This window comes from Pseudomonas sp. B21-023 (assembly GCF_024749165.1).
In the GTDB taxonomy this organism is placed as follows: domain Bacteria; phylum Pseudomonadota; class Gammaproteobacteria; order Pseudomonadales; family Pseudomonadaceae; genus Aquipseudomonas.
In genome coordinates this window covers 905892-931627 of record NZ_CP087190.1, presented here as the reverse complement: position 1 = coordinate 931627, position 25736 = coordinate 905892, and the positions used below count along the sequence as shown (strand labels likewise).

The following is a 25736-nucleotide window of genomic DNA, read 5'->3' as shown; positions in this document are numbered from 1 at the left end:
GTTTCCTCGCCACCTACAACTTCTCTCGCAAGTCATTCCTCGTTCGTATCACTTAGGGTTGCGCCAATTAAGTGCAACGAAAAACACGCTCTCGAAGGCCTGGAAATCAGGCTTATTCATCCCGTTATGTCCAGTTACGTGTAGCACCTTAGGTGCACCCATAAAACACTGGTTATGCGACCACATCCGGCCTAATGTGGGTTCTCAAGTCTCTATTTGAGGACCCTACATGACTACGCCTACGAAGCTGCGCGGCCAGCAGGTACGGCCCACCAAGGCAGAAATCTCCGCCGCCTGGGCGCGCCTTCGCGCTGCCGCTGAGCAGGGTCACATCGAAGCAAACGCACTGCTGATTGCACTTGCCGAGAACAAGCCGACTTTCGCGATGGAGGGCGCCCTTGCACGATTCGGGTAATCAGCCAGGGCGCAGTGCTCGCGGGCAATTCAAGCCAGGCCACTCCGGCAACCCAGGCGGGCGCTCGAGTCAAACGCAAGCCATCCGCGCCAAGCTCGCAGAGGGCGCCGAGGCGGTGACCAAGAAGGTGATGGCCGCTGCCAAGAAGGGTGATATGCAGGCGTGCCGGTTGATCCTTGAGCGCTTGGTGCCGCCGATCAAAGCCACCTCTGAGCCCGTGCTGTTCGCTCTAGATGACTCCGACCTGCCCAGCGCGGCGAAATCCATCTTGCGGGCGATCGCTTCCGGCGAGTTGCCGCCGGATCAAGGGCGCCACCTGATCGAAGCGCTCAGCTCCGTTGCCAAGGTGATTGAAGTAGAGGAGCTCCAGAAAGCCGTCGAAGAACTGCGGGAGCAGATCGAGGAGATGCAGCGATGAATGCGCGCAGTCTTCGCTCCGAGGTGAAACGCCTGGCAGCACTCGTCGGAGCAGATGAGGAGCCGGTACACCTGGTGACGCTGACCGTTGTGGATGCATCCGCCGGGCAGATGGATCTCCCTGACGACACGGGCCACGTCCTGGCATATCGCGTCCAGGGGCGTCCCGCATCGTTCTTCTTCCCCTTCTCGGCGATGAGCAGCGCTCAGGCAGAGGAACTAGCCCTGGCGATTGTCCAGCACACCCGCAATACCGAGCGCCTGGGTCGTAGGAGCCCGGCCGGCCTTCTCGATATGACATTCCCTACGCCAGGAGCGGTCATGGCCTGCCAGCCCCCTGCGGGCACCTCCGTTCCTGATTACGCGGCCACCCTATATCAACAAGCCATTGAGGCACGAGATGAGCACACGCAAGCGCATTGATGGCCTGCGCAGGCAGGTTTCCACCCTGAGCGAGGATCAGGCCGTGATGGAAGTCAGCAAGATCATGGATGAGCTAAGCGCCGCGGCCGCCGGCGGAAGCGGCGCCAGGACAAACGACCTAGCAACCCTGTTCTCCGACCTGGAGGCAGAGCAGAAAACCACCCAAAAAGGGATCGAACCATGCAACTGAATCACGCTGTAGGCACCCTCACCCGCATAGGCGACGCGAGCGCCTTCGTAAACGACTTCGTCCAGTATCAAGGTCAGAACCTGCCGGGCACTAAGTGGGCACTCTGGCCGAACGTTGGCCCACTCATGCGCCTACAAAACCTGATCATGGATCAGCACGGGGCCGCGCTCGCCAAGGCTCAGCGAATCCGGGAGAACGTCGATCTGACAACCGCGGCCAAGGCCCGCCAGTCGCTGGACGCATACACTCTCTTCGCCGATGCCGCTAAAGCGGCTCTGCCCAGCATCGCCGAAACAGCGACCAACCTTCACACTTTCGCATCCACCCAGTTGCTGCCCGTTCAGCCACTGGCGTCGACTGACGCAGCGGGCGCGGCGATGGATGCCGAGTGCAGGGCCTATGTCTATGATCTGAATTCGAAGGACCGTAGTGAGCTGATGGCCGAAATGCGCCAGGGCCGGGAGCAGCGCATCACTGCAGCCATTCTGCGCGGCCCCGCCCGTCTCAGTGGTTTTTCCAATCAACAGCTGATCCAGCTCGGCGCCGCCGGCATTGCTGTCCATCACGCTGATGCCGTGCTGACGCTGGGCCGCCTGGCAGGTGGTATGCGAGATCTGTTGCACATGGTCCAGACCCTGGGCCACGACGTCATCCGGGCCGGGGTAGAGCTCGACAGCAAGACAGCAGAGATCGGTTCGCTGACCAAAGTGAGCCAGGGCCTGTTGGACCTGATCGAGTGGCTTAAACCGATTCCGCTGGAGCTTCCGAGCAATACTCCGCTTCCATCCGAGGTAGCCAAGCTCACGGAGCAATCCGGAAGTCATCAGACTAAGGGGCAGGCGGCCGCATGAACAACGTCGCCCGGCTGGGCGTAGAAGTCACCTCGACCGGCGCGGTCGAGGCGACCGACGAACTAGATAAGCTCGCTTCGGCGGGTGGCAAAGCAGAGAAAGCGACCGCGGAGGTAGCAGTTCAGAGCGCGAAGTCTGGAGTATCCATCAAGGAGTTAGCTGACAGGACAAAGGGGGCCGAGCAAGCCACTGAGCGCTACGCTAGACAGGCCCAAGCAGCAGGTTTGTCGACCAAGGCGTACACTGCAGCGCTCCGAGGAGTGCCCGCGCAATTCACGGACATTGCCGTCTCGCTGCAAGGCGGCATGAACCCCTTCACCGTGCTGCTTCAGCAGGGCGGGCAGCTGAAAGATATGTTCGGCGGAGTCGGTCCGGCCACCCGCGCCCTGGGCGGTTATGTTCTTGGTCTGGTGAACCCTCTAACGGTAACTGCCGGCGCTATGGGCGCCCTGGGGTTGGCTGCCTATCAAGCTGGCCGCGAGCAGGATCGACTCAACCAATCCATCATCCTCACGGGCAACTACGCGGGCACCACCACCACCTCCCTCAGCGATATGGCACGCCAGATCGCCACTACTGTCGGCACCACTGGGACGGCCATTTCTGCCCTCGCTCAAGTAGCCGGCGCCGGCGACTTGGCCGGGGAGAGCTTCAAGATCGTGGCTCAGACGGCAATCGAGATGGAGCGGGCCACCGGCAAGTCCATTGACGAGACCATTGCCGAGTTTCGCAAGATCGCGGACGACCCTGTGAAGGCCGCAGAGGAACTGAACAAGCGGTATCACTGGTTGACGGCATCCACGCTTGAACAGGTCCGGGCCTTGGTGGATCAGGGCGAGAAAACCGAGGCTGTAAGGCTGGTCACCGAGCAGTTCGGCGAGACCATGACGCGCCGAGCGCAGATCATCAGAGAGGAAATGAGCGGCCTGCCCAAGCTGTTTGACGACATTGGAGAGGCAGCGGGCCGGATGTGGGATGGGATCAAGGGTGTATGGCGCGACCCCACCCTGGATAAAGTTGCTGATGGACTGCGCCTCCAAATCCAGTCTATGGAGAATATCCGGAAGGAGTTCCGCAACGAGAAGAATTATGACCCCGAAAAACTGAAGGTTTGGAGGACCAGGCTGGCCGAAATCGAAGGTCTCTCGAAGCCTGCTGGTGGCGCAGTGACCATTCAGGGGCAAGGCGACAACGATAAGCTCAATGCGATGCTTGATCGTGCCGCTCCGAAGGCTGAGAAGCTGGCGGATCGCATGAAAGAGATTGATCGTCTCGTGGCCTCGAACCGTAAGCAGGGTTTCACCGTAACAGATGAGCAGGTCGAGCAGCTGCGCGCTAGAGCACGGAAAGACTTCAAGGAGACGAAGACACCTACGACCCCGGTCAACCTCACGGATGTGAAGGATTCACGCAACGCCTTGTCCATGATCCTTTCCGACTATCGCGGGTATGAGAAGGAACTAAACGCAATCCAGAAGTCCGGTGTGATTTCGCAGGATGCGGTATACGCGCAGCGGGTGGCAATGGCCAAGCAGCAGCGGGCCGATGTGACTGGCGCCTACATGGAGGAGATCCAAGCGCTCGAAGAGGCCAAGGGGCGAGCGTCCACCACCGGCGAGCAGCGCATTCAGCTTGACCAGCGAATCGCCAAGGCTCGCTCTGAGATGGTCCGTGCCCAGCGTGAGGCCGACTCAGAGCTGGCGGTATTAGCCACCAACGAACGGGGTCGCCAAGAGCAGCAGATTGCTGCGTCCAAGGCATTCGTCGATCAACTCGAACGAGAGCGCCAGGCGCTGGTAACCGCAGGTGATCGAGCGGCTGCGAGTTTGGGCCTAAGTGATCGACAGGCAGGACTTCAGCGCGATCTGGATAGCGTGACGGATGAGTTCAACCGCAAGCGTGACACGCTTCTTGATCGCCGCCGCATCGCGCCAGACAAATACAGCGCCGATGATTACCGGAGGGACCTGGCCGACCTCGAAGTGGCGGAGAACAAGTACCGTGACACCGTGGTGTCGAACTACGAAAAAATGACCGCCGCCCAGGGTGAATGGCGCTCCGGGGTTAGTTCCGGCTTCCAGAACTACTTGGACAGCGCAAGGGACTTTGCTGGCCAGGCGCAGACCGTAGTTACAGGCGCCTTCGAAGGGATGGAGGACGCTCTCGTGCAGTTCACCATGACCGGAAAACTCTCATTCGCGGACTTCACCAAATCTGTCCTTGCAGATATGGCCAGGATAGCGGCCAGGCAGGCCATAACCGGCATCGCCGGCAGCCTATTCGGGTCGGCCATCGGCGGGTTCTTCGGCGGTGGCGCATCTACTGCTGGCTCAGGGAGGATGACCGGCTTCAGCGAGACGATCTCTGATGTTCGCGTGAACGCCAAGGGCGGGGTGTACGACTCGCCGAGCCTCTCGCACTTCAGCAACCAGGTGCACAGCTCGCCGCAGTTCTTCGCATTCGCGAAAGGGGCTGGCGTGTTCGGTGAGGCTGGGCCGGAGGCGATCATGCCGCTGACCCGGGCGCCGGATGGAAACCTTGGGGTGCGTGCCCTGGGAAGACCTGGTAGTGACTCAGCGGCCACTGTAGCGGCACCGGTCAGCGTATCGATCACGATCAACAGCGACGGATCTACTCAGGTCGAATCGAAGGCGCCGATGATGGACCAGTTTGGCAAGGAGATTGGCGCATTGGTAGAGGCAAAGTACCGGAAACTGTTGAGCATGGACCTGCGTCCTGATGGCGCCATTGGCAGGACCATGCAGCGTCGATGATTGCCGCAAAGAAAGACGAGGCCCCTTATGGAAACCACGATTAATCACGAACAACACGCCCGCTTGTTGAAGGCCGTAGGGGACGCCATCACCAACGAATTCATGCTGATGGTACCGGCGCAGCCAAATGCCCAAGCAGTGAAGGCTTTGCTTGGCGAGATGTTGGAAGCGGCCACTCTGGCCACTGCTGCGCTCATGCCCGGGTTCGAGCAGAACCCGGCGCACTACATCCAGACGGGTAGAGCCGAAGCGGCGATATCACTGGAGCGCCTGACGAAGTTGGTGCTTGCCCCGGGCAGCAAGGCTTGGGCGCCGATCTAACCCTGCAGCCATACGATTGGGTATGCCTAGGCTGATACGGGCAACTTGAGCCTTTATCAGCCTTTTCGGTTGATAAGTACCACCCAAAGTGCAACAGTATTAGTACAACACCCTAACTGATACAGGTTGCACTATGTTCATTCGCGCTTACCTCCGGGCCTCCACCGACGAGCAAGACGCCGGCCGCGCCCGGGCCTCCCTGGAGAAGTTCGCCAGCGACCACAACAAGGTCATCGCCTGCCAGTACCTGGAGAACGCCAGCGGTGCCGCCGCGGATAGGCCTGAGTTGCTGCGCCTGCTCAAGGATGCCCGCAAGGGTGACGTGCTGCTGGTGGAATCCATCGACCGCCTCTCCCGCCTCCCCGCCGACGACTGGGCCAAGCTCAAGGGTGCGATCGACGCCAAGGGCCTGCGCATCGTCGCGCTCGATCTGCCCACCAGCCATCAGGGTATGCGGGACACCCAAGGCGACGAGTTCACCGGTAGGATGCTGGCCGCGATTAACTCGATGCTGGTGGAAATGATGGCGGCGATCGCTAGGAAGGACTACGAGCAGCGGCGGGAGCGGCAGGCGCAGGGAATTCAGAAGGCCAAGGCCGCTGGCAAGTACCAAGGCCGGCCGGTCGACGAGGAGCTACACAAGCGGGTCAAGGAACTGCTCGGAGCCGGCCTTGGCATCCGGGCCACGGCAAGACACGCGGACTGTTCAACCACTACCGTGTTACGCATCAGAAACGAAGCGTGATGGAAGTTACCAGCCTTCCTCGCTTTGCTTAGGAGCCTGAGCATCGGTACTAACGCCCTGATCGCTATTTGCATCATCCTGTTCTGGGACATTATCCCCAGCAACTTCAACGAACTCAGACTTTGGCCTGTGAATACGCTCGGTCATATAATACAAACCAAGCAAGGTAGTACAAATCAAATTGTAAACAACAAACAAATACGCGGAGACAAAGAACCACTTAACCCAGAAAACAGCGGCGATCGGGAGCGCATTTAGAATAGCCTGAGCCAACAAATTAGCCGCAACACCTCCGAAATAAACGAATATTGACAGAAAAGACAGATAGCCGAATAGGAAGCAAAGGAAACGTCGTCGCGTAAGCTTTTCTTCTCTCTTTCCGCCCTTCCACTCCACAGTAAGAGAAGGGCTCTCACCCTCCATCCGATGGTCCATATTCTTTTGATTGAAAGTAGCAACGGCAGCCAAAGAAGCAATATAGAATCCCGTTACGACCTGGAGGTAACTACCCACACCAGCAAGCAAACCACTGCTGCCAAAAATCACTAACTTCCAATCCAGCAGCCAAAAAACAAACAGCGTGACTAACAAAAAAATCAGGGGCAGTATTAGCTCGTCAAGCCACTTATCTTGACGCTCGATCCTAAGATATGAAAGCGGAGTCAGGAGTCTCTTAGCACTACGCATGATCCCTCCATCATTTTAACTTGCTCATAGCTTTAAGCACTTCGGAGTTTAGTGTATCAGAGCACTGAGGTAGAGGGTCAGCCATTGTGATCATCTCCACCCGCCCAAACAGAGCCTCACCAGCATCCTGACGAGCACCGCTGACATCTACAGTCCTCTGCTTACCACCCTGGTGCTTGAACACCACCTTGAAATGCTCAAAGCCCTGTTTTGTATATTTCGCCTTGAGGCGGTTAACTACCCCAACCGCATCAGCGCCGTCCAGATTTGAGACTACTTTCACTTTTATAGTGCTGGTGCCTTTGACCAAGTAAGGCTCTTCATCCATATCTGACACGGTCTGATTCTTACTAATTTCAATGAATCGCAACTGACCAGAATCAAGATCATCCTTTAAAGTTTGTGAAGCATGATGCTCCATCACAAATACTGGATGACAAGACTTAGTTTTTCCATCTGTCGCATCAATAAAATCAGTTGTAGCCAGCTCTTTGAGCATGGTATTAAAGAAAGGCACAATCCTGGTTTTACCGATCCCAGGCACATCCTCTAATAACAACATGAATTCAAGAGGCCTTTTAGGGAGATGCTCAAGCCGTATCAGCATATGCGCGGAGACTGCGATGCCTTCGCCAGCAAGCTTTGGCTCCTGCCTGAGTTTGCCAGAGGCCAAGTCGCCAAATGACGGATCAGACGCCTTTGAGTCCGAGTACTGTAAAAGCAGAGCAACAGCGGTGCGGGTTGAGTTAAACTTAAACCCTGTAATTCTGATGCAAGCAGAATCTTTTTCTACAAGCTTGTAGCAGGTACCTTTTTTGAACTTCGATTCAAGCTTCTGAAGCACATCCATCATCTTGAAACCAGGCCCGCCCAACGGAACAGTTACAAGCGATGCTGTATAGAAATGAATCCAGCGTTCATACTTATCGAGCATAATATTTTTCTTAGAAAAGATTGGCAGTCCGGCCAAACTTTAGTAATGGCCTATTGTATTAACAACTTTCTGCTCGCGCAGCGGCCCTCAGGCTTGAAGTCTGATCAAAGCTGCAGGTGCCTCCGTTGCAGAGGTACCGCCCTACCGGATAAGCCTGACCTCACTCATCCATGAGCGATTTACCCCATACAGACACTGCCAGCAGCACATCTACTGCTGTCACCCTGCTGACACAGCCCCTAATCCATCCTGTGCCAAAACGCTTAAACCCTTGATTTTACTGGTGCCGGAGACAGGAATCGAACCTGCGACCTTCGCGTTACGAGTGCGCTGCTCTACCGACTGAGCTACACCGGCGTGTTGCGCAACGTACCACTGCCGTGTCGGTTACGCAAACCCCTGTTTCACCTCACTTTCATTGCACCGTGCAGCCATTGGGCGCGAGGTCTTCCTCCACCGTGGTCACGCAGGTCCAGCCTGCCTGGGTACGCGCCAGGGTCACGGTCTTGCCCAGCACATTGGCCGGTGCGTCGGCCAGAGTGCAGGCGATGCTGGCGGTGCCGTCGGCGGCCTTGCCGCTGGCGGTGATCGCGCAATGGGCGGTGGCGGGCTGGCCGCCGAGGCTGGCGACGTCGGGTACGTCCTTGCCGTCGTTCAGGCGCACGTCCATCGGCGTCTTCAGCGCGGAGATTTCCAGCAGCGCGGCGGTAGCCTTGGCGCGGGCCTGGTGGTTGGTGTACAGGGGGATGGCGATGGTCGCCAGGATGCCGATGATCGCGACGACGATCATCAGTTCGATCAGGGTGATACCTCGTTGCCCTTTCATGAACGGTCTTCCTTCGTGATACGTGGAGGCGCGGCGGGCGCTTTGCTGTGTGGCGCGCCCCGGCCGGCAGGCGCGCAGTAGGCCTGAACCGACACCTTTTGTCACCCCTACGCGGCGGGGCGTCATCTTCGCTGGACTACTCTAGTGAGCCACAGGGAAACGCGCCCGGCAGCAGGCCGGGCAAGCTGTTACCGGGCTTTTCGCCCCAGCGCAAAAGGACTCTCGCCATGCCTGCTTCCACCCGTCTGTACGCCTGGGAAGGCGTCGATGCCAGCGGCACGCCGCAACAGGGCCAGCACACTGGGCGCAGCCCGGCGTTCGTGCAGGCGTGGTTGCGCCAGCAGGGGATTCGCGCGACGCGGGTGCGGCTGGCGGGTGGGCTGCGCTGGCGCTGGCCGCAACGGGCGGGCAAGGTGGATGCGCCGGGGTTCAGCCGGCAGCTGGCGACCTTGCTCACGGCGGGGGTGCCGCTGTTGCAGGCGTTCGAGGTGATGGCGCGCAGCACGGTGAATAGCGCCATGGCGGCGCTGCTGGTGCGGTTGCAACAGGATGTGGCGGCGGGGTTGGGTTTGGCGGATGCCTTGCAGCGCCATCCGGGGTGGTTCGATGCGCTGTACTGCAACCTGGTGCGGGTGGGCGAGCAGTCGGGCACGCTGGACCGGCAACTGGAGCAGATGGCGACCATGCTGGAGAAGCGCCAGGCGCTGCGGCAGAAGGTGCGCAAGGCGATGCTGTATCCGGCGCTGTTGCTGCTCACGGGGCTGGGGGTGGCGGCGTTGTTGCTGCTGGAGGTGGTGCCGCGGTTCCAGGGGTTGTTCGCCAGTTTCGACAAGGCGCTGCCGGTGTTCACCCAGTGGGTGATCGATTTATCCACAGGGCTGGGCAATCACGTCGGGTGGTTGGTGCTGTTGATAACTGCACTGGGGTTTGGCATGCGGGCGATGTATCGGCGGCATCTGCCGGCGCGCCTGTGGATATTGCGCGGGGTGTTGCGGGTGCCGGTGGTGGGCACCTTGCTCGGGCAGGCGGCGTTGGCGCGCTTTGCCCGTAGCCTGGCGACCTCCTATGCCGCCGGGGTGGCGTTGCTGGATGCGCTGGCCACGGTGGCGCCGGTGAGTGGCAACAGCCTGCACGAGCGGGCGATCCTCAAGTTGCGCCAGGACGTGGCCGGCGGCATGGGGCTGCAGCAGGCGATGGAGGCGGATGCGCTGTTCCCGCCGCTGTTACGCCAGCTGGTGGCGGTGGGCGAAGCCAGCGGCACCCTCGACCGGATGCTGGACAAGGCCGCGCTGCATTACGAAGAACAGGTGAGCCAGGCGCTGGAGCAGTTGACCACGCTGCTGGAGCCGGCCATCGTGCTGATCCTCGGGCTGCTGGTGGGGGGCCTCGTCGTGGCGATGTATTTGCCGATCTTCCAGTTGGGTAGCCTGATCTGAACATGAATGCCTGGACCGTAATCGTCGATCATCCGCCGTTTTTCTACGCCCTGGCCGCAGTGCTGGGACTGCTGGTGGGCAGTTTTCTCAATGTGCTGGCGTACCGGCTGCCGATCATGCTCGAGCGCCAATGGCAGCGGGAGGCGCAGGAGGTGCTGGGGCTGCCGCAGGCCGAGCATGAGCGCTTCGACCTGTGCCTGCCGGCTTCGCGTTGCCCGCACTGCCAGCGCCAGATTCGCACGTGGGAAAACATTCCAGTGCTGAGTTACCTGGCCTTGCGTGGGCGTTGCTCGGGGTGCAAGGCACGGATCAATGCGCGTTATCCACTCGTGGAGCTGGCCACCGCGCTGCTGTCGCTGTTGGTCGCTTGGCATTTCGGGCCAGGCGTGGAGGCGCTGGCAGTGATGCTGCTGACCTGGGGATTGATCGCCTTGAGCCTGATCGATGCCGAGCACCAGTTGCTGCCGGATGTGCTGGTGCTGCCGCTGTTGTGGCTGGGATTGATCGGCAACGCCTTCGGGCTGCTGGTGCCGCTGAGCGATGCGCTGTGGGGCGCGGTGGCGGGTTACCTGAGTTTGTGGTCGGTGTACTGGGTCTTCAAGCTGATCACCGGCAAGGAGGGCATGGGCTTCGGCGACTTCAAGCTGCTGGCCATGCTCGGTGCCTGGGGCGGCTGGCAGATCCTGCCGCTGACCTTGATGCTGGCCTCTTTGGTAGGGGCGCTGATCGGGCTGACCCTGGTGCGTTTCAAGCGCACGCAAATGGGCGCGGCATTGCCTTTCGGGCCTTATCTGGCCATTGCGGGGTGGATCGCAGTGCTCTGGGGTGATGAAATAGTCGCCTCATACCTGCAACTGCTTGGAACCTGATGAGCACAGCGCCCTTCACCCCCTGGATTCTTGGCCTCACTGGCGGCATCGGCAGCGGCAAGAGCGCCGCCGCCGAGCGTTTCGTCGAACTGGGCGTGCACCTGGTCGATGCCGACCAGGCCGCGCGCTGGGTCGTCGAGCCGGGGCGCCCTGCCCTGGCCAGCATCGTCGAGCGCTTTGGCGCCGGCGTGCTGCAGGCGGACGGCCAGCTCGACCGTGGCGCCCTGCGCCAGCTGATCTTCGCCGACCCGAGCCAACGGCAATGGCTGGAACAACTGCTGCACCCGCTGATCGGCCAGGAGATCTTCAGCTACCTGGCCAAGGCCGAGACGCCCTATGCGGTGTACGTTTCGCCGTTGTTGATCGAGTCGGGGCAGCACCAGAAGACCCAGCGCATCCTGGTGATCGACGCGCCGACCGAGTTGCAGGTGCAACGCACCTTGGCCCGCGACAACACCAGCGCGGAACAGGTGCAGGCGATTCTCAAGGCCCAGCTGGCCCGGGAAGAGCGCCTGCGCCATGCCGATGACGTGGTGGTCAACGATCGTGACCTGCAATCGCTGCACGACGAAATCGACCGCCTGCACCACTTTTACCTGACTTTACGAGGAGGCCAGCCATGAGCCAGCCGATGACCGTTGATTGCCCGACCTGCGGGGCGCCCGTGGAATGGGGCGAGCAGAGCCCGTTCCGGCCGTTCTGCTCGGACCGCTGCAAGTTGATCGACCTGGGCGCCTGGGCGGCCGAGGAGCATAAGATCGCCGGGGCGGAGGAGTCCGAGGATGAGCTGTATTCGGGGGATCTGGAGCCGCGGCACTAAACGGATCGCGCAGCCTTAACAACAGCTGCTGCTTGAATCCTGGGGCCGCGTTGCGGCCCATCGCTGGCAAGCCAGCTCCCACAGGGACGGCGCTTGGCTTTAGGTTTACGCGGTCGGTGTGGGAGCCGGCTTGCCGGCAAGAGGCCACTCGATAACGCTTTAGCGCTCTTCATCCTTCCACGGCGCCTGCAAATAGCGGCTGCGGTTGAAGGTCTCCAGCCACTCCGGGCAGAACACCACCAACGCACTGATCACCGTGCCATTGATGAACGCCTCGGGGAACATCATCAGCCATAGGTAGCCAACGAAGTCGCTTAGCCATTCCGGCATGGCGAAACGCTCGTCCATCCACAGCACCCCCAACCCCGCCGCCAGGCACAGCAACACCGTCAACGCCGCCGGGAAAAACCCGCAACAGAAGATATAAACGAACAGGTTACGCGGCTGGGCGCGCTCGACCAGGATCGCGCACACCTCGGTGACCAGCACCGGCAGGCCGACGATCAGCAGGCCGTTGACGCCGATGGCGGCGAGGTCCTGGCGGCCCATCAGCAACAGGCCAAGCTGGGCGAGAAAGCCGCCGAGCACGGCCAATGGCCAGTCCAGCAGCAGGGTGACGGCGGTCATGCCAATGAAGTGGTACGACACCCCGGTATCGAAGTCGCGGCGCACCAGCCAGAGTATGAACAGGCAGAACACCGTGCCGAACAGCAGGTGCTGGCGGCGGGTGTCAGTGAACAGCTCGACCCAGCGGGTGCGGCTGGCGGCCCAGATCAGCAGGGGCACGTAACCTATCCAGCCAAGGGTAAGGCTGGTGCTGGACAAGACTTGTGCGCTGATCACCTGAACAATATCCCTGTCGGCCATGTGGACAAGCCTGAGTCTACACCCATTCTCCCTTTCAGCCGGTTGCTATAGGCTGGCACCTCATTTCGATGCAGGACGCGTCCGCCATGCCTGAAGGACTTAACCTGCCGCTGCTGCTCGGCGCGGCGTTCAGCGCCATCGCCGGCGTGCTGCACCTGGCGGTGATCGCCGTTGGCCCGCGTTGGTACCGCTTGTTCGGCGCCGGCGAGCGCATGGCCAGGGCGGCGGAGCAAGGGCGCGCCTACCCGGCCCTGGTCACCGCGGCAATCGCGGCGGTGTTGCTGGGGTGGTCAGCCTATGCGTTGTCGGCGGCCGGGCTGATCCGCCCATTACCCTTGCTGTTGCCAATGATCTGCCTGATCACCCTGGTGTACCTGGCGCGGGGCCTGCTGGGGCCGCTGGTGCTGGCCGGCACCGGGCGCAGCCGACGGTTCATCGCGGTCAGTTCGGCCATTTGTTTGGGTGGCGGGCTGTTGCATCTGCTGGGGGTGGTGCAGCAATGGCTGGTGCTGGGCTGATTCCTACGCACAAACAGCATCTTACCGTCATCAATTAGCGACTAAGCTTGTCCCCATGGATGACTCAGACTACCTGCGCCTGCTTACCATCCAGGCCGAGCAAGCCAATGCGTTCCTGTCCAATGCCCGCAAATGGGAGCGCGAGCGTTGGGTTTGCCAGCGCCTGCTGCAAGGGCTGAACATCCCCTACCGCAGCGAGGACTTCACCCCGGCCGGGCAAGAGCCACCGGACGTGCTGTTCCGCGACGCGGCGTTCGAGGTGTTCTTCGTGCTCGACGAGGGCCGCCGGCTCAACGATGAATGGCGCGAGGAGCTGCAACGGCGGCGCAGCGCCTTCTCCCTGGCCCAGCTGGTGCGCCGCGAGCAGCGGCCCCGGCGCATCAGCGCCCAGGAGCTGCTGGCGCGCCTGGCGCCGACCCTGCGCAAGAAGTCGCACAACTACCGCGAGCGCGGGCTGGACCTGAGCGAGCTGGACATCATCGCCTTCGCCAGCCTCAAGCGCGAAGTGCTCGACCTCAACAGCCATTTCCCGCCGCCCACCGAGTACCTGCGCCAGGGCTGGCGGTCGCTGTCGCTGGTGGGGCCGACTTTCGCCCGGGTGCTGTTCGCCCACCCGGACGCGCCGGATTTCCTGCGCGGCAACCTGGGGCGCAGCATCGTGTTCGACGTAGGCATCAGTCTTTGATCCAGTGCCGGGTGTCTTTGCGATCACGTACACTCGGCGCCAGGGATAGAAAGCATTATCATTCGACCCATGCGTTTGCGTGAGCGCTGTGGCGTGCACGCAGTCACGAACGTCTATCTGACGAGGCCCACCATGACCAGCCGCCTGAATCCTGAAGATCAGCGTCGCGTCGATGAGTATCTGAGCGCCCCCCAGCATCAAGTCGAGCGCCGGCCCTTCCGGCCGTGGCTGCTCCTGCTGCTGGTGGTGGCCGTGACCATCGGTCTGGGCCTGTTGAGCCGCCTGCTGAGTGGACTGGTGCTATGAGCTGCCTCGCGCTCGCCCGCCTCTCATGCCGGATGCGGCCGGACCTTGTGTCCACGAATTCCGTAAAACTTGTGAGATATCCCCATGACTCATCGCATCGTGATTGTCGGCGGCGGCGCCGGCGGCCTGGAACTGGCGACCCGCCTGGGTAAAAGCCTGGGCAAGCGCAAACAGGCCGAGATCACCCTGGTTGATGCCAACCTGACGCACATCTGGAAGCCACTGCTGCACGAAGTGGCGGCCGGCTCGCTGAACTCCTCGGAAGACGAACTGAACTACGTGGCCCAGGCCAAGTGGAACCACTTCAACTTCCAGATGGGGCGCATGAGCGGCCTGGACCGCGAAAGCAAACTGATCCAGCTGGCCGCGACCCTCGACGACGAGGGCCGTGAGCTGCTGCCTGCGCGCACCATCGGCTACGACACCCTGGTGATCGCCGTGGGCAGCAACACCAACGACTTCGGCACCCTCGGCGCGGCGCAGCACTGCCTGTTCCTCGACAGCCGCAAGCAGGCCGAGCGCTTCCATCAGCAACTGCTCAACCACTACCTGCGCGCCCACGCGGGTGATGTGGCCAGCGAGCAGATCAGCGTGGCCATCGTCGGCGCCGGTGCCACCGGCGTGGAGCTGGCGGCCGAGCTGCACAACGCCGCCCACGAGCTGGCAGCCTATGGTCTGGACAAGATCCAGCCGAAAGACATGCACATCACCCTCATCGAAGCGGGCCCACGGGTGTTGCCGGCGCTGCCGGAGCGCATCAGCGTGCCGGTGCACAAGACCCTGGAAAAACTCGGGGTGACGGTGATGACCAACGCCGCGGTCAGCGAAGTGACCGCCGATGGCCTGAAGACCGCCTCGGGCGAAGTCATCCAGGCCAGCTTGAAGGTCTGGGCGGCGGGCATTCGCGCGCCGGGCTTCCTCAAGGACATCGACGGCCTGGAAACCAATCGCATCAACCAGCTGGTGGTGCGCCCGACCCTGCAGAGCACCCTGGACGACAACATCTTCGCCTTCGGCGACTGCGCCGCCTGCCCGCAGCCGGGCACCGACCGCAACGTGCCGCCACGGGCCCAGGCCGCGCACCAGCAGGCCTCGCTGCTGGCCAAGAGCCTCAAGCTGCGCCTGGAGAACAAACCGCTGCCAACCTACGAGTACAAGGACTACGGCTCGCTGGTATCGCTGTCGCGCTTCTCGGCGGTGGGCAACTTGATGGGTAACCTGATGGGCAGCGTGAAGCTGGAGGGCTGGTTGGCGCGGATGTTCTATGTGTCGCTGTATCGGATGCACCAGATGGCGCTGTACGGGACCTTCCGCACCTTGATGCTGATGCTGGGCAGCAAGATTGGCCGGGGCACTGAGCCGCGTCTGAAGCTGCACTGAGGATTCAAGATCCTGGGGCTGCTTTGCAGCCCTTTCGCTGCGGTTCGTCGCCACGACAAGCCAGCTCCCACAAGGATGCGCGCTCCTGTGGGAGCTGGCTTGCCAGCGATGGCCTTGACGCGATTTATCTGACCACGCGATACGTGCTCTGCACGAACCCACTCTCGTAACTGGTCGTCTTCATGTGCTGCAACAGCACATCCTTCGCCAACTCGCCGAACAACGGTATCCCCTGCCCCAGCAGCACGGGGATGCGGGTGATGGTCAGCTCATCCACCAGCCCCTCGCGCAAGAACCCCTGAATCAGCTTGCCGCCATCCAGGTACAGGCTCTTTGCGCCCGTGGCCTGCAGGTGTTCGAGCAACGCCGGGATCGGCCCCGGATGCAGCTCGACGCGCCCTGACACACCCCTGGGCAGTGCCTCGAGCGTACTGCTGACCACCACCACTCGCGTATCAGGGTACGGCCACTCACCAAAGGTCATGACCTTGTCGAAGGTGCCGCGCCCCATTACCAACGTATCGACGCCCGCCATGAAACCGGCATAGCCATGGTCGTCGCTGGACTGAGTCGCCCCCATCAACCAATCGAGGCCGCCGTCTTCGCGGGCGATAAAGCCATCCAGGCTGGTGGCAATGAAAACACTGGCTTTGAGTGGCATGCGCGGGCGCTCCTGCGGGCGAAGGCCACAGGGTAGCAAAGGGCGGGGATATAAATCGCGGACAAAAGAAAAAGGGCATCTCATTCGAGATGCCCTTTTTACATGGTGGGTCGTGTAGGATTCGAACCTACGACCAATTGGTTAAAAGCCAACTGCTCTACCAACTGAGCTAACGACCCGGAAAATGGTCGGGGTGAGGGGATTCGAACTCCTGACATCCTGCTCCCAAAGCAGGCGCGCTACCGGACTGCGCTACACCCCGAGATTGGCTCCGCGACCTGGACTCGAACCAGGGACCCAATGATTAACAGTCATTTGCTCTACCGACTGAGCTATCGCGGAACTGAACTTCGGTACATCTTTACTGCTTCGAAGCCTGTGTTAGCTTCGATCTCTTTGGCTATCCGCTTTCGCGTTGTCGCTGCTGAGGCCGGCTATTCTACATTCTTCGTTTTGCTTGTCAACCACTTTTTTTCGTTCAACTTACTGATTTGTAAGTTATTTTCAGATCGTCGGTGTTGCTGGCGATCTGCTCAGTGCCTGACAGCGGGGCGAATATTAGGGGCACTCTGATTTTTGTGCAAGCACTTTTTTCAAAATTTTCAGCAAGTTAGCTGGGAAGCCGGAAAATCAGGGGTTTGCGCTGCCTGCACTGGCCTTATCGCGGGGCAAGCCCGCTCCCACGCATTGGGTATCTTCTGGCGCAGATCGGCGTGGGAGCGGGCTTGCCCCGCGATACGGCCGGACAGCACACATAAAAAAGCCCCGCTGACGCGGGGCTCTTCGTTTACTGCAGGTCAGCCAAAGACGATCTCGTCGCCCTCCACCTTCGCGGTAATCGCCGCACCCGGCAGGAACTCGCCCGCCAGGATCAACTGCGCCAGCGGGTTCTCGATCCAGCGCTGGATCGCACGCTTCAACGGGCGTGCGCCATACACCGGGTCGTAACCGACGGCAATCAGCTTGTCCAACGCCTCCGGGCTCAGGCTCAGCGACAGCTCGCGCTCGGCCAGGCGACCACGCAAACGGCCAAGCTGGATCTCGGTGATACCGGCGATCTGCTCGCGGCCCAGCGGTTCGAACACCACCACTTCGTCGATGCGGTTGATGAACTCCGGGCGGAAGTGCGCGCCCACCGCGTCCATCACTGCCGCACGCTGCGCTTCGCGGTCACCGGCCAGTTCCTGGATCTGCGCCGAGCCCAGGTTGGAGGTCATCACGATCACGGTGTTGCGGAAGTCCACGGTGCGGCCGTGGCTGTCGGTCAGGCGACCATCCTCCAGCACCTGCAGCAGCACGTTGAACACATCCGGGTGGGCTTTTTCCACCTCGTCGAGCAGCACCACCGAGTACGGCTTGCGGCGCACGGCCTCGGTCAGGTAACCGCCCTCTTCATAGCCCACGTACCCTGGCGGGGCACCGATCAGACGCGCCACGGAGTGTTTCTCCATGAACTCGGACATGTCGATGCGCACCATGGCCTCTTCGGTGTCGAAGAGGAACTCGGCCAGCGCCTTGCACAGTTCGGTCTTGCCCACCCCGGTGGGCCCAAGGAACAGGAACGAGCCGCTCGGGCGGTTCGGGTCGGACAGCCCGGCGCGGGAACGGCGCACGGCGTTGGCCACGGCGGTCACCGCCTCGTCCTGGCCGATCACCCGTTCGTGCAGCAGGCTTTCCATCTTCAGCAGCTTCTCACGCTCGCCTTCGAGCATCTTCGCCACCGGGATTCCGGTCCACTTGGACACCACTTCGGCAATCTCTTCCTCGGTGACCTTGTTGCGCAGCAGCTGGTTGTCGGTCTTGCCGTGCTGGTCGACCATCTGCAGGCTGCGCTCCAGGTCCGGGATCACCCCGTACTGCAGCTCGGCCATGCGGCTGAGGTCGCCCTTGCGGCGCGCGGCTTCCAGTTCCTGGCGGGCCTGCTCGATCTTCTGCTGGATCTGCGCCGAACCTTGCACCTCGGCCTTTTCCGAGGCCCAGATTTCTTCGAGGTCGGAATACTCGCGCTCCAGACGCTCGATTTCCTCGGTCAGTTTTTCCAGGCGTTTCTTCGCCGCTTCGTCTTCTTCCTTCTTCAGCGCCTGGGATTCCACCTTCAGCTGGATCAGGCGCCGGTCGAGGCGGTCGAGCACCTCCGGCTTGGAGTCGATCTCCATGCGGATGCGGCTGGCGGCTTCGTCGATCAGGTCGATGGCCTTGTCCGGCAGCTGACGGTCGGTGATGTAGCGGTGGCTGAGCTTGGCCGCGGCAATGATCGCGCCGTCGGTGATGGCCACCTTGTGGTGCACTTCATAGCGCTCTTTCAGGCCGCGCAGGATGGCGATGGTGTCTTCCTCACTCGGCTCTTCGACCAGCACCTTCTGGAAACGGCGCTCGAGGGCTGCGTCCTTCTCGATGAACTGGCGGTACTCGTTGAGCGTGGTGGCGCCTACGCAGTGCAGTTCGCCACGGGCCAGGGCCGGCTTGAGCATGTTGCCGGCGTCCATGGCGCCTTCGCCCTTGCCGGCGCCGACCATGGTGTGCAGCTCATCAATGAACAGGATGATCTGGCCTTCCTGCTTGCTCAGTTCGTTGAGCAGGCCTTTGAGGCGCTCTTCGAATTCGCCGCGGTACTTGGCGCCGGCGATCAGCGCGCCCATGTCCAGCGCCAGCAGGCGCTTGCCCTTGAGGCCATCGGGCACTTCGCCGTTGATGATGCGCTGGGCCAGGCCTTCGGCGATGGCGGTCTTGCCCACACCGGGCTCACCGATCAACACCGGGTTGTTCTTGGTACGGCGTTGCAGCACCTGGATGGTGCGGCGGATCTCGTCGTCACGGCCGATTACCGGGTCGAGCTTGCCTTCCTCGGCGCGCTTGGTCAGGTCGACGGTGTACTTGTCCAGGGCCTGGCGCGATTCCTCGGCGTTGGCGTCGTTCACTGCCGCGCCGCCGCGCAGGTTGTTGATGGCGTTTTCCAGGGCCTTCTTGCTCACGCCCTGGCCGAGCAGCAACTTGCCAACCTTGCTGTTCTCGTCCATGGCGGCGAGCAGCACCAGCTCGCTGGAGATGAACTGGTCACCCTTCTGCTGGGCCAGGCGGTCAGCCTGGTTGAGCAGGCGCGCCAGGTCCTGGGACATGTTCACGTCGCCGGTGGGGTTCTGGATTTTCGGCAGTTGGTCAAGCTCTTTGGTCAGCGCCTTGCGCAGGCTGTTGACGTCGAAGCCGACCTGCATCAGCAGCGGCTTGATCGAGCCGCCCTGCTGGTCGATCAGCGCCTGCAGCAGGTGCAGGGGCTCGATGGCCGGGTGGTCCATGCCCACGGCCAGGGATTGGGAATCGGATAACGCGAGTTGCAGCTTGCTGGTCAGTCGGTCTATTCGCATGGGGGATACCTTCCTTTAAAGGGCAGGCGGAGCGATGGACAGCACCTGTAATGATGAACCTGCCTGAGATGACCAATAGATAAGGGTGATTCTGGAAGATTCAAGCGTAGCGGGGTTGACGGAGGTCAGCAGGGTGGTGGTGGGATTGATATTGCCGGGGCTGCTGCGCAGCCCAATCGCCGGCAAGCCGGCTCCCACAGGGGCAGTACAGACTTTGGCATGTGGGAGCTGGCTTGCCAGCGATTGGGCCGCGAAGCGGCCCCAGGCTCAGCGAGGGCTGAGCCACACCAGTGAAGCAAACCGCCCACCCTGAGGGGTGCGGCGGTAGGAGAAAAAGCGCGGATCACTGACAGTGCAGAACCCACCGCCATACACGGCAGTAACACCGCATGCCGCCAGGCGAATTCGCGCCAGCCGGTAGATATCGGCCATCAGCTTGCCCGGCCGCTCGCCGTCGACGAACGCCACGGCTGCCTCGGGATGCACGGCGGTAAAGGCATCGCGCACCTCCATGCCCACCTCGAACGCCTGCGGTCCGATGGCCGGGCCCAGCCACACCAGCACCTCTTCAGGTGGCAGGGCCAGGCGGTCGAGGGTGGCTTCCAGCACGCCACCGGCCAACCCGCGCCAGCCGGCATGGGCGGCGGCCACGCGGGTGCCGGCGCGGTCGCAGAACAGGGCCGGCAGGCAATCGGCGGTCATCACGGTGCAGGCGATGCCCGGCTGGTCGCTCCAGCTGGCATCGGCCTCGGCGACCACGGCAGGGTCGGCATCGGCCACCACCAGCCCGTGCACCTGTTTGAGCCAGGCGGGCTGGATGGCGAATTCGTCGCTCAGGCGACGACGGTTCTCGGCAACCGCAGCGGGGTCATCGCCCACATGATCGCCAAGATTGAAGGATTCATAGGGCGGCAGGCTGACGCCGCCCTCGCGGGTGGTGACACAGGCGCGTACCGAGGCCGGGGCCGGCCAGTCGGGAATGATCAGCGCCTGCGTCAGGCCACTCATCCGATAAAGCTCTCGCGGTCGTCGTTGAGCAGCGACAGCAGCCAGAGGAAGTCGTCCGGCAGCGGCGAGGCCCATTCCATGCGCTCACCGGTGGTCGGGTGATCCAGGGCCAGGAAGCGGGCGTGCAGGGCCTGGCGCGGGAAGTTCTTCACCGCCTCGACCATGGCCACGCTGGCGGCCGGCGGAATGCGGAAGCGCACGCCGTAGGTCTGGTCGCCGACCAGCGGATAGCCCACATGCGCCATGTGCACACGGATCTGGTGGGTACGGCCGGTCTCCAGCTTGACCCGCACATGGGTGTGCGAGCGGAAGCGCTTGAGCACGCGGTAGTGGCTGACGGCTGGCTTGCCGCCATCGGTGACCGCCATGCGCTGGCGCTCGCCGCCGTGGCGGCCGATCGGGGCGTCGATCTTGCCGCCGGCGATCACCACGCCGACCACGATGCACTCGTAGATGCGGCTGACCGAGCGCTTCTGCAGCTGGTCGACCAGGTTGGTCTGCGCCTGCAGGGTCTTGGCCACCACCATCAGGCCCGTGGTGTCCTTGTCCAGGCGGTGCACGATACCGGCGCGCGGTACGTTGATGATGTCCGGCACATGGTGCAGCAGGGCATTGAGCAGGGTGCCGTCGGGGTGCCCCGCCGCCGGGTGGACCACCAGCCCGGCCGGCTTGTTGATCACCAGGATCTGGTCATCTTCATAGACGATGTCCAGCTCGATGTCCTGAGCCACCCATTCGCCCTGGGCCTCCTGCTCGGCCTCGAGGGCCAGGATGGAGCCGGTGTGGACGGTGTCGCGCGGCCGCAGCACCGCGCCATCGACGGTCAGGCGGCCATCTTTGATCCACGAGGACAGGCGCGAACGCGAGTACTCGGCGAACAATTGGGCGGCGACCTGGTCGAGGCGTTGGCCGCCCAGTTCGGACGGGACCTCTGCGCTAAGTTGAATGATCTCGGACATGCTCGAATCGACGGGCGTTCAGCCTTTGGTTTCGGCTGCGCGCTTGTGGTTAAATACGGCTTCTTTTGCCCCGGGGTTTGGCCGGGGGCGCTCATCATAACAGGACGGCACCGCCCAAGACAGCGGCCGTCAAAGGGACGCAAGCCGCCATGCAAGTGAAACACCTGCTGCTGATCGCCATCCTCGGGCTCACCGCTGCCTGTTCCTCGAACAAGGAAGTCATTGACGAGAACCTCAGCGAGGCCGAGCTGTACCAGCAGGCGCAGGCCGACCTGGACAACTCCAGCTATACCAGCGCCGTGAACAAGCTCAAGGCCCTGGAGTCGCGCTACCCGTTCGGCCGCTACGCCGACCAGGCCCAGCTCGAGCTGATCTACGCCAACTACAAGAACTCCGAGCCGGAGGCCGCCAAGTCGGCTGCCGAGCGCTTCATCCGCCTGCACCCGCAGCACCCGAACGTCGACTACGCCTACTACCTCAAGGGCCTGACCTCGTTCGACCAGGACCGCGGCCTGCTGGCGCGCTTCCTGCCGCTGGACATGACCAAGCGTGACCCGGGCGCCGCCCGCGACTCGTACAACGAATTCGCCCAGCTGACCAGCCGCTTCCCCAACAGCCGCTACGCCCCGGACGCCAAGCAGCGCATGATCTACCTGCGCAACCTGCTGGCCTCCTACGAAATCCACGTGGCCAACTACTACCTGAGCCGCGAGGCCTATGTGGCCGCCGCCAACCGTGGCCGCTATGTGGTGGAGAACTTCCAGGAAACCCCGTCGGTGGGTGACGGCCTGGCGGTGATGGTCGAGTCGTACCAGCGCATGCACCTGGACGAACTGGCCGCCACCAGCCTCGAGACCCTCAAGCTCAACTACCCGGACCACCCGAGCCTGGTCGATGGCCAGTTCGTCACCAAGGTCGACGAAAACGGCAACCGCTCGTGGCTGTCCAAGGCCACCCTGGGCCTGATCGAGACCAATACCCCGCTGCCGCCGGGCGAGACCCGCGCCAACCAGGACGTGGTCAAGCAGTTCCAGGACGCCCGCTCCGAGATGCCCGAAGAACTGCTGCCCAAGGACGAGAACGGCGACCCGATCCTGCCGGAAGGTCCGAAGGAAGCCGAGAAGGACCGCAGCTGGTTCAGCTACATGACCTTCGGTCTGTTCGACTGATACGTCGCATGCAAAGAAAGGGAGGCCCGAGGCCTCCCTTTTTTATTGGCCGCGTCCTAGACTGTCGCCTTCTTCATTCGACAAGCTGGACACCATGGTTCGCCTACTTTTCTGGATCGCCCTGATCGCCGCCGCGTTCTGGCTGTGGCGCAAGTTCAAGACCAGTCAGCAATCACCTGCCGAACCGCGCCTGCAGGACCCGCTGCAGATGGTGCGTTGCGCCCATTGCGGCGTGCACCTGCCCAATGACCGGGCGTTGCAGTTGGGCAAGGAGTGGTATTGCAGCCAGCAACATCTGGAGCAAGGGCCGGGGCAACCGCGCTGAGCGAGGCTGCCCTGCGGCCTTTCGCCGGCAAGCCGGCTCCCACAGGGAACCTGCAAGGTTCGAAGACAGCGCAGTCATTGTGGGAGCCGGCTTGCCGGCGAAAGGCCCGCACAGCGGGCCCGACGAACTTACCCCAGCCGCCCTTTAGGCGCATACGGCGCCGGATCGATGATCGGCGCACGCCCCAGCAGCAGGTCGCTGAACAGTTGGCACGACGCCGGCGCCAGCACCAGCCCGTTGCGGTAATGCCCGCAGTTTAGCCATAGCCCCTCATGCCCCGGCACCGCGCCAATGTAAGGGATGCCTTCCGGCGACCCAGGGCGCAGGCCAGCCCAGTGCCCCACCACCTCGGCATCTGCCAGCGCCGGCAGCAGCTCCACCGCCGAAGCCTTCAGACTCTCAAGTGCATCCGCGGTCGGGGTCTTGTCGTAACCGGCATGCTCCAGGGTGCTGCCGACCAGGATATGCCCATCGCGGCGCGGGATCGCGTAGCGGCCCTTGGCCAGGACCATGCTCGGCAGAAAGTCCTCGGCGCACTTGAACAGGATCATCTGCCCTTTCACCGGTTCCACCGGCAGGCTCAGGCCCAAAGTCTGCAGCAGATCGCCGCTCCAGGCACCGGCACTGAGCACCACCTCGTCGGCAGCCAGCACACCCTGCTCGGTACGTACCCCGGCGACACGCCCGCCTTCATGGACAAAACCGCTGATCTGGCAATGCTCGCGCAGGGTCACGTTGGGCAGCGCCAGCAGCGCCGCCTTGAGCGACTTCACCAGCCGCGGGTTGCGCACGTTGGCCACGCCCGCCATGTACACGGCGCGGCGGTAGCCCGCTCCCAGCACGGGCACCGCGTCATAAGCAGCCGAGATATCCACGGCGCTGAGCGGCCGTTGCTCACGCGCCGCCCAGGCCAGCGCCTCGGCTTCGTCGTCCAGGTCCAGCCAGTACAGCCCGGTGGTGTGGACCTCCGGGTCGATGCCGGTGCTGGCGAACAGACGCTCGCCCAGCTGTGGATAGAAATCCTGCGACCAATGCGCCAGCGCCGTCACCGCCGGGCTATAACGCCAGGGGTACAACGGCGAGACGATGCCGCCACCGGCCCAGGACGACTCACGCCCTACTTCGCCCTGGTCGCACACCACCACCCGGTCGACATCCGCCGCCAGGTTCAACGCCGTCAGCAGGCCGATGACGCCACCGCCGACAATTACTACTTGCTTGCTCATCGTTCGATCCAACACCTGAAGTAATTCCACGGTGCGCGGGCACCTTTTGATCTTCAGCTTCCCCAGCATGTCTGCTCGTCTTCGCTGCCGCCCGGATTGTCACGCACGCCAGCGTGATCGAGGCGGAAGTCGCCACAGCGGTCGCCTGCCATGAACGCCTCCGTCACACGGCGGGCAAGCAGTGTGAAAGCGTCTTCGTCGCGCTGAGCCTGCAGGCGGTAGTAGCGGCTGCCAGCCGACAATACCGTGACGAGTTGCTCGGTGTCGGCGTAGCCGCCGACATACGCGCGATGCTGTTCCAGGCGCAACGCCGCATCGTGCAGCAGCCCGACCACCTCGCCGCGCGCGGCACGCCGTAGCTGGTCGCTGTAACTGGGGTAGGCAATGGTTGCCAGCATGCCGATCAGCGCCACGACAATCAATAATTCGATCAGACCAAGGCCCCGCTGCATGTCAGCCCTCCTCCAGACGCTGACGCCAGCTGATACGCCCGATATTGCCGTGCCCGTCCACGGCATAGACCGCTTCCAGGAATTGCCGGCCCCGCAGCTGGCGGCTCAGCGCCGTGATCCGCACGAGGTCGACCCGCTTGTCTCGCGGCAGGCCGACGGCACGGAGTGTTTGCCCCAGGTGCTGGAGCAGCACGTAGCCACTGTCGGTGGTTCGCCACGGCGCGGCAGGTGATGCCGTCGGCAGCTCAGGCGGCAGGCAGTCAAGACACAACGCAGGCAACCCGCCTTGCAGCAACGCGGCCCCTTCCACCAGGCTGGCTTCGGCTTGTTCGAAGGCCTGCGCCCTGCGCCATTGTTCGCCGACCTGCCGCGCCTGCAGCAAGGCCTCGCGCATGCCCAGCGCGGTCAGCAGGCCAAGCAGCAGGCTGAGGCTCAGGGCCAGCAAGAGCACCACCCCACGCTGGCGAATCATGCGCCAGCCCCAGGATTGCGCACGGCCACGCTCAGGATATGGCGCTGCTCCAGCCGGTGATCACGGTCCTGCATGAGCAACTCGATGTCGACGCGACCGTCGCCCTGACGCACCCGCAGGGCCCGGACATTATCGACCAGGCTGGCGTGCTGGGCGTTGCTGGTGAACAACAGGCTGCCATTGCGCACCCGGTAGGTAACCCGGCGCACCGGCAAGGCCAGCTGGGCATCGCCAGGTACATGCTGCCCACGCTGGACCTGCGCCCAACTGCGACAGTCGGTAAGCACGGTCCAGTCCGGCGCGCCGAGCAATCCCGGCAACTCGGCGCCTACCAGCGTGAGGCTGTCAGCGTTGACCTCGATTGGCCTGGCGAAGGCTAGCGCAGCCTGCGGATCGGCGAAGTCTGCCGCCTCCAGGCGCAGGCAGCCGAACATGCCCGCCATGCGGATATCCTCGGCCAGGCGCTGCAGGACCAGGCGCGCATCGTCCTGCAGCCTCGCCACCGCGCCTTGCAGCCGCCAGGCCTGATAGGCCTGGCCGAACAACTGGCCCGCCGCCACCAGCAACAATGCCCCCAGGGCCACGGCCAGCAACACCTCGACCAGCCCGGCGCCCGCTTGCCCGCGTTTCATGGCAGT

Annotated in this window: 30 protein-coding genes and 4 tRNA genes; 18 read left to right on the top strand and 16 right to left on the bottom strand. The window is 62.6% G+C overall.

Annotated features, from left to right (window positions below; all coding sequences use genetic code 11):
* The first annotated feature begins 229 nt into the window (after window positions 1–229).
* From LOY42_RS04285 to LOY42_RS04250, 8 genes are all read left to right on the top strand, one after another.
* The gene (locus LOY42_RS04285; protein ID WP_258599870.1) at window positions 230–415 is read left to right on the top strand and encodes a hypothetical protein; all 186 of its coding nucleotides are present in this window, start codon (window positions 230–232) and stop codon (window positions 413–415) included.
* Window positions 399–833 carry a DUF5681 domain-containing protein gene (locus tag LOY42_RS04280; protein WP_258599868.1) on the top strand — a complete coding sequence of 145 codons (435 nt, stop codon included), beginning with the start codon at window positions 399–401 and terminating at the stop codon, window positions 831–833. The genes LOY42_RS04285 and LOY42_RS04280 overlap by 17 nt, the downstream gene beginning before the upstream one ends.
* Window positions 830–1255 carry a hypothetical protein gene (locus LOY42_RS04275; protein ID WP_258599866.1) on the top strand — a complete coding sequence of 142 codons (426 nt, stop codon included), beginning with the start codon at window positions 830–832 and terminating at the stop codon, window positions 1253–1255. Before LOY42_RS04280 ends, LOY42_RS04275 begins: the two co-directional genes overlap by 4 nt.
* The gene (locus LOY42_RS04270) at window positions 1233–1445 is read left to right on the top strand and encodes a hypothetical protein (RefSeq protein WP_258599864.1); all 213 of its coding nucleotides are present in this window, start codon (window positions 1233–1235) and stop codon (window positions 1443–1445) included. The genes LOY42_RS04275 and LOY42_RS04270 overlap by 23 nt, the downstream gene beginning before the upstream one ends.
* Entirely contained in the window at window positions 1436–2296 is an 861-nt protein-coding gene (locus LOY42_RS04265) for a hypothetical protein (protein ID WP_258599862.1), read from the top strand. The genes LOY42_RS04270 and LOY42_RS04265 overlap by 10 nt, the downstream gene beginning before the upstream one ends.
* The gene (locus tag LOY42_RS04260; RefSeq protein ID WP_258599860.1) at window positions 2293–5070 is read left to right on the top strand and encodes a phage tail tape measure protein; all 2778 of its coding nucleotides are present in this window, start codon (window positions 2293–2295) and stop codon (window positions 5068–5070) included. Before LOY42_RS04265 ends, LOY42_RS04260 begins: the two co-directional genes overlap by 4 nt.
* Window positions 5071–5097: 27 nt before the next feature.
* Window positions 5098–5391 (top strand): hypothetical protein, encoded by a 294-nt coding sequence (locus tag LOY42_RS04255; protein WP_258599858.1) that lies wholly within the window; start codon window positions 5098–5100, stop codon window positions 5389–5391.
* A gap of 133 nt (window positions 5392–5524) precedes the next feature.
* Window positions 5525–6136 carry a recombinase family protein gene (locus tag LOY42_RS04250; RefSeq protein ID WP_258599856.1) on the top strand — a complete coding sequence of 204 codons (612 nt, stop codon included), beginning with the start codon at window positions 5525–5527 and terminating at the stop codon, window positions 6134–6136.
* 6 nt (window positions 6137–6142) lie between these two features.
* Here the strand turns inward: LOY42_RS04250 and LOY42_RS04245 are convergent, their stop codons facing one another.
* The 4 genes from LOY42_RS04245 to LOY42_RS04230 all read right to left on the bottom strand — a co-directional run bounded on the left by LOY42_RS04245 (window position 6143) and on the right by LOY42_RS04230 (window position 8583).
* On the bottom strand, window positions 6143–6823 hold the full coding sequence (locus tag LOY42_RS04245; RefSeq protein ID WP_258599854.1) for a hypothetical protein: 681 nt from the start codon (window positions 6821–6823) through the stop codon (window positions 6143–6145).
* A 10-nt stretch (window positions 6824–6833) separates the two neighbouring features.
* The gene (locus LOY42_RS04240; protein WP_258599852.1) at window positions 6834–7757 is read right to left on the bottom strand and encodes a hypothetical protein; all 924 of its coding nucleotides are present in this window, start codon (window positions 7755–7757) and stop codon (window positions 6834–6836) included.
* Between the two features lie 281 nt (window positions 7758–8038).
* Window positions 8039–8114 (bottom strand) — tRNA-Thr (locus LOY42_RS04235).
* Window positions 8115–8172: 58 nt separating this feature from the next.
* On the bottom strand, window positions 8173–8583 hold the full coding sequence (locus tag LOY42_RS04230) for a pilin (RefSeq protein WP_258599850.1): 411 nt from the start codon (window positions 8581–8583) through the stop codon (window positions 8173–8175).
* A 227-nt stretch (window positions 8584–8810) separates the two neighbouring features.
* Between LOY42_RS04230 and LOY42_RS04225 the strand changes: the two genes are divergently transcribed.
* The 4 genes from LOY42_RS04225 to yacG are packed head-to-tail and all read left to right on the top strand — an operon-like array spanning window position 8811 to window position 11708.
* Window positions 8811–10019, top strand: coding sequence for a type II secretion system F family protein (locus LOY42_RS04225; protein WP_258599848.1), 1209 nt, complete (start codon window positions 8811–8813; stop codon window positions 10017–10019).
* A 2-nt stretch (window positions 10020–10021) separates the two neighbouring features.
* Window positions 10022–10888: an A24 family peptidase gene (locus LOY42_RS04220; RefSeq protein ID WP_258599846.1), complete on the top strand. Its 867-nt coding sequence runs from the start codon at window positions 10022–10024 to the stop codon at window positions 10886–10888.
* Entirely contained in the window at window positions 10888–11511 is a 624-nt protein-coding gene (coaE, locus tag LOY42_RS04215; RefSeq protein WP_038706809.1) for a dephospho-CoA kinase, read from the top strand. The genes LOY42_RS04220 and coaE overlap by 1 nt, the downstream gene beginning before the upstream one ends.
* Window positions 11508–11708: a DNA gyrase inhibitor YacG gene (gene yacG / locus LOY42_RS04210; protein ID WP_046854173.1), complete on the top strand. Its 201-nt coding sequence runs from the start codon at window positions 11508–11510 to the stop codon at window positions 11706–11708. The genes coaE and yacG overlap by 4 nt, the downstream gene beginning before the upstream one ends.
* 159 nt (window positions 11709–11867) lie before the next feature.
* On the opposite strand, the gene LOY42_RS04205 is transcribed toward yacG, so the two are convergent.
* On the bottom strand, window positions 11868–12575 hold the full coding sequence (locus LOY42_RS04205; RefSeq protein ID WP_102682144.1) for an energy-coupling factor ABC transporter permease: 708 nt from the start codon (window positions 12573–12575) through the stop codon (window positions 11868–11870).
* A gap of 86 nt (window positions 12576–12661) precedes the next feature.
* Here LOY42_RS04205 and LOY42_RS04200 point away from each other — a divergent pair, with 86 nt between their 5' ends.
* The 4 genes from LOY42_RS04200 to LOY42_RS04185 all read left to right on the top strand — a co-directional run bounded on the left by LOY42_RS04200 (window position 12662) and on the right by LOY42_RS04185 (window position 15464).
* On the top strand, window positions 12662–13093 hold the full coding sequence (locus LOY42_RS04200; protein ID WP_139668880.1) for a hypothetical protein: 432 nt from the start codon (window positions 12662–12664) through the stop codon (window positions 13091–13093).
* A 55-nt stretch (window positions 13094–13148) separates the two neighbouring features.
* Window positions 13149–13778, top strand: coding sequence for a DUF1780 domain-containing protein (locus tag LOY42_RS04195; protein ID WP_038706811.1), 630 nt, complete (start codon window positions 13149–13151; stop codon window positions 13776–13778).
* A 132-nt stretch (window positions 13779–13910) separates the two neighbouring features.
* The gene (locus LOY42_RS04190) at window positions 13911–14084 is read left to right on the top strand and encodes a DUF3094 family protein (RefSeq protein ID WP_023631877.1); all 174 of its coding nucleotides are present in this window, start codon (window positions 13911–13913) and stop codon (window positions 14082–14084) included.
* 84 nt (window positions 14085–14168) lie between these two features.
* Entirely contained in the window at window positions 14169–15464 is a 1296-nt protein-coding gene (locus LOY42_RS04185; RefSeq protein WP_258599843.1) for an NAD(P)/FAD-dependent oxidoreductase, read from the top strand.
* 124 nt (window positions 15465–15588) lie between these two features.
* Here LOY42_RS04185 and LOY42_RS04180 read toward each other — a convergent pair whose 3' ends face one another.
* From LOY42_RS04180 to rluD, 7 genes are all read right to left on the bottom strand, one after another.
* Window positions 15589–16125: a dihydrofolate reductase family protein gene (locus LOY42_RS04180; protein WP_139668876.1), complete on the bottom strand. Its 537-nt coding sequence runs from the start codon at window positions 16123–16125 to the stop codon at window positions 15589–15591.
* Window positions 16126–16228: 103 nt separating this feature from the next.
* A tRNA-Lys gene (locus LOY42_RS04175) sits at window positions 16229–16304 on the bottom strand.
* A gap of 6 nt (window positions 16305–16310) precedes the next feature.
* Window positions 16311–16387, bottom strand: a tRNA-Pro gene (locus LOY42_RS04170).
* Between the two features lie 4 nt (window positions 16388–16391).
* Window positions 16392–16467: transfer RNA gene (locus LOY42_RS04165), tRNA-Asn, on the bottom strand.
* Between the two features lie 455 nt (window positions 16468–16922).
* Window positions 16923–19487 (bottom strand): ATP-dependent chaperone ClpB, encoded by a 2565-nt coding sequence (clpB, locus tag LOY42_RS04160; RefSeq protein WP_023631670.1) that lies wholly within the window; start codon window positions 19485–19487, stop codon window positions 16923–16925.
* Window positions 19488–19754: 267 nt separating this feature from the next.
* Window positions 19755–20495 (bottom strand): peptidoglycan editing factor PgeF, encoded by a 741-nt coding sequence (gene pgeF / locus LOY42_RS04155; RefSeq protein ID WP_139668874.1) that lies wholly within the window; start codon window positions 20493–20495, stop codon window positions 19755–19757.
* Window positions 20492–21454 (bottom strand): 23S rRNA pseudouridine(1911/1915/1917) synthase RluD, encoded by a 963-nt coding sequence (gene rluD / locus LOY42_RS04150; protein WP_038706814.1) that lies wholly within the window; start codon window positions 21452–21454, stop codon window positions 20492–20494. Before rluD ends, pgeF begins: the two co-directional genes overlap by 4 nt.
* Window positions 21455–21603: 149 nt before the next feature.
* Between rluD and LOY42_RS04145 the strand changes: the two genes are divergently transcribed.
* The gene (locus LOY42_RS04145) at window positions 21604–22623 is read left to right on the top strand and encodes an outer membrane protein assembly factor BamD (RefSeq protein WP_258599841.1); all 1020 of its coding nucleotides are present in this window, start codon (window positions 21604–21606) and stop codon (window positions 22621–22623) included.
* 94 nt (window positions 22624–22717) lie between these two features.
* A complete protein-coding gene (locus LOY42_RS04140) occupies window positions 22718–22948 on the top strand; it encodes a PP0621 family protein (protein WP_258599839.1) in 231 nt (76 codons plus the stop codon).
* 128 nt (window positions 22949–23076) lie between these two features.
* Here the strand turns inward: LOY42_RS04140 and thiO are convergent, their stop codons facing one another.
* Genes thiO through LOY42_RS04120 form a run of 4 tightly spaced genes read right to left on the bottom strand, consistent with a single transcriptional unit; the run spans window position 23077 to window position 25730 of the window.
* The gene (gene thiO, locus LOY42_RS04135; RefSeq protein ID WP_110700060.1) at window positions 23077–24174 is read right to left on the bottom strand and encodes a glycine oxidase ThiO; all 1098 of its coding nucleotides are present in this window, start codon (window positions 24172–24174) and stop codon (window positions 23077–23079) included.
* 53 nt (window positions 24175–24227) lie between these two features.
* Window positions 24228–24626: a type IV pilin protein gene (locus LOY42_RS04130; protein ID WP_139668872.1), complete on the bottom strand. Its 399-nt coding sequence runs from the start codon at window positions 24624–24626 to the stop codon at window positions 24228–24230.
* A 1-nt stretch (window position 24627) separates the two neighbouring features.
* Complete coding sequence (locus LOY42_RS04125) at window positions 24628–25098, bottom strand: hypothetical protein (RefSeq protein WP_139668870.1); 471 nt, start codon at window positions 25096–25098, stop codon at window positions 24628–24630.
* Entirely contained in the window at window positions 25095–25730 is a 636-nt protein-coding gene (locus tag LOY42_RS04120) for a PilW family protein (RefSeq protein ID WP_139668868.1), read from the bottom strand. Before LOY42_RS04120 ends, LOY42_RS04125 begins: the two co-directional genes overlap by 4 nt.
* Window positions 25731–25736: the final 6 nt, after the last annotated feature.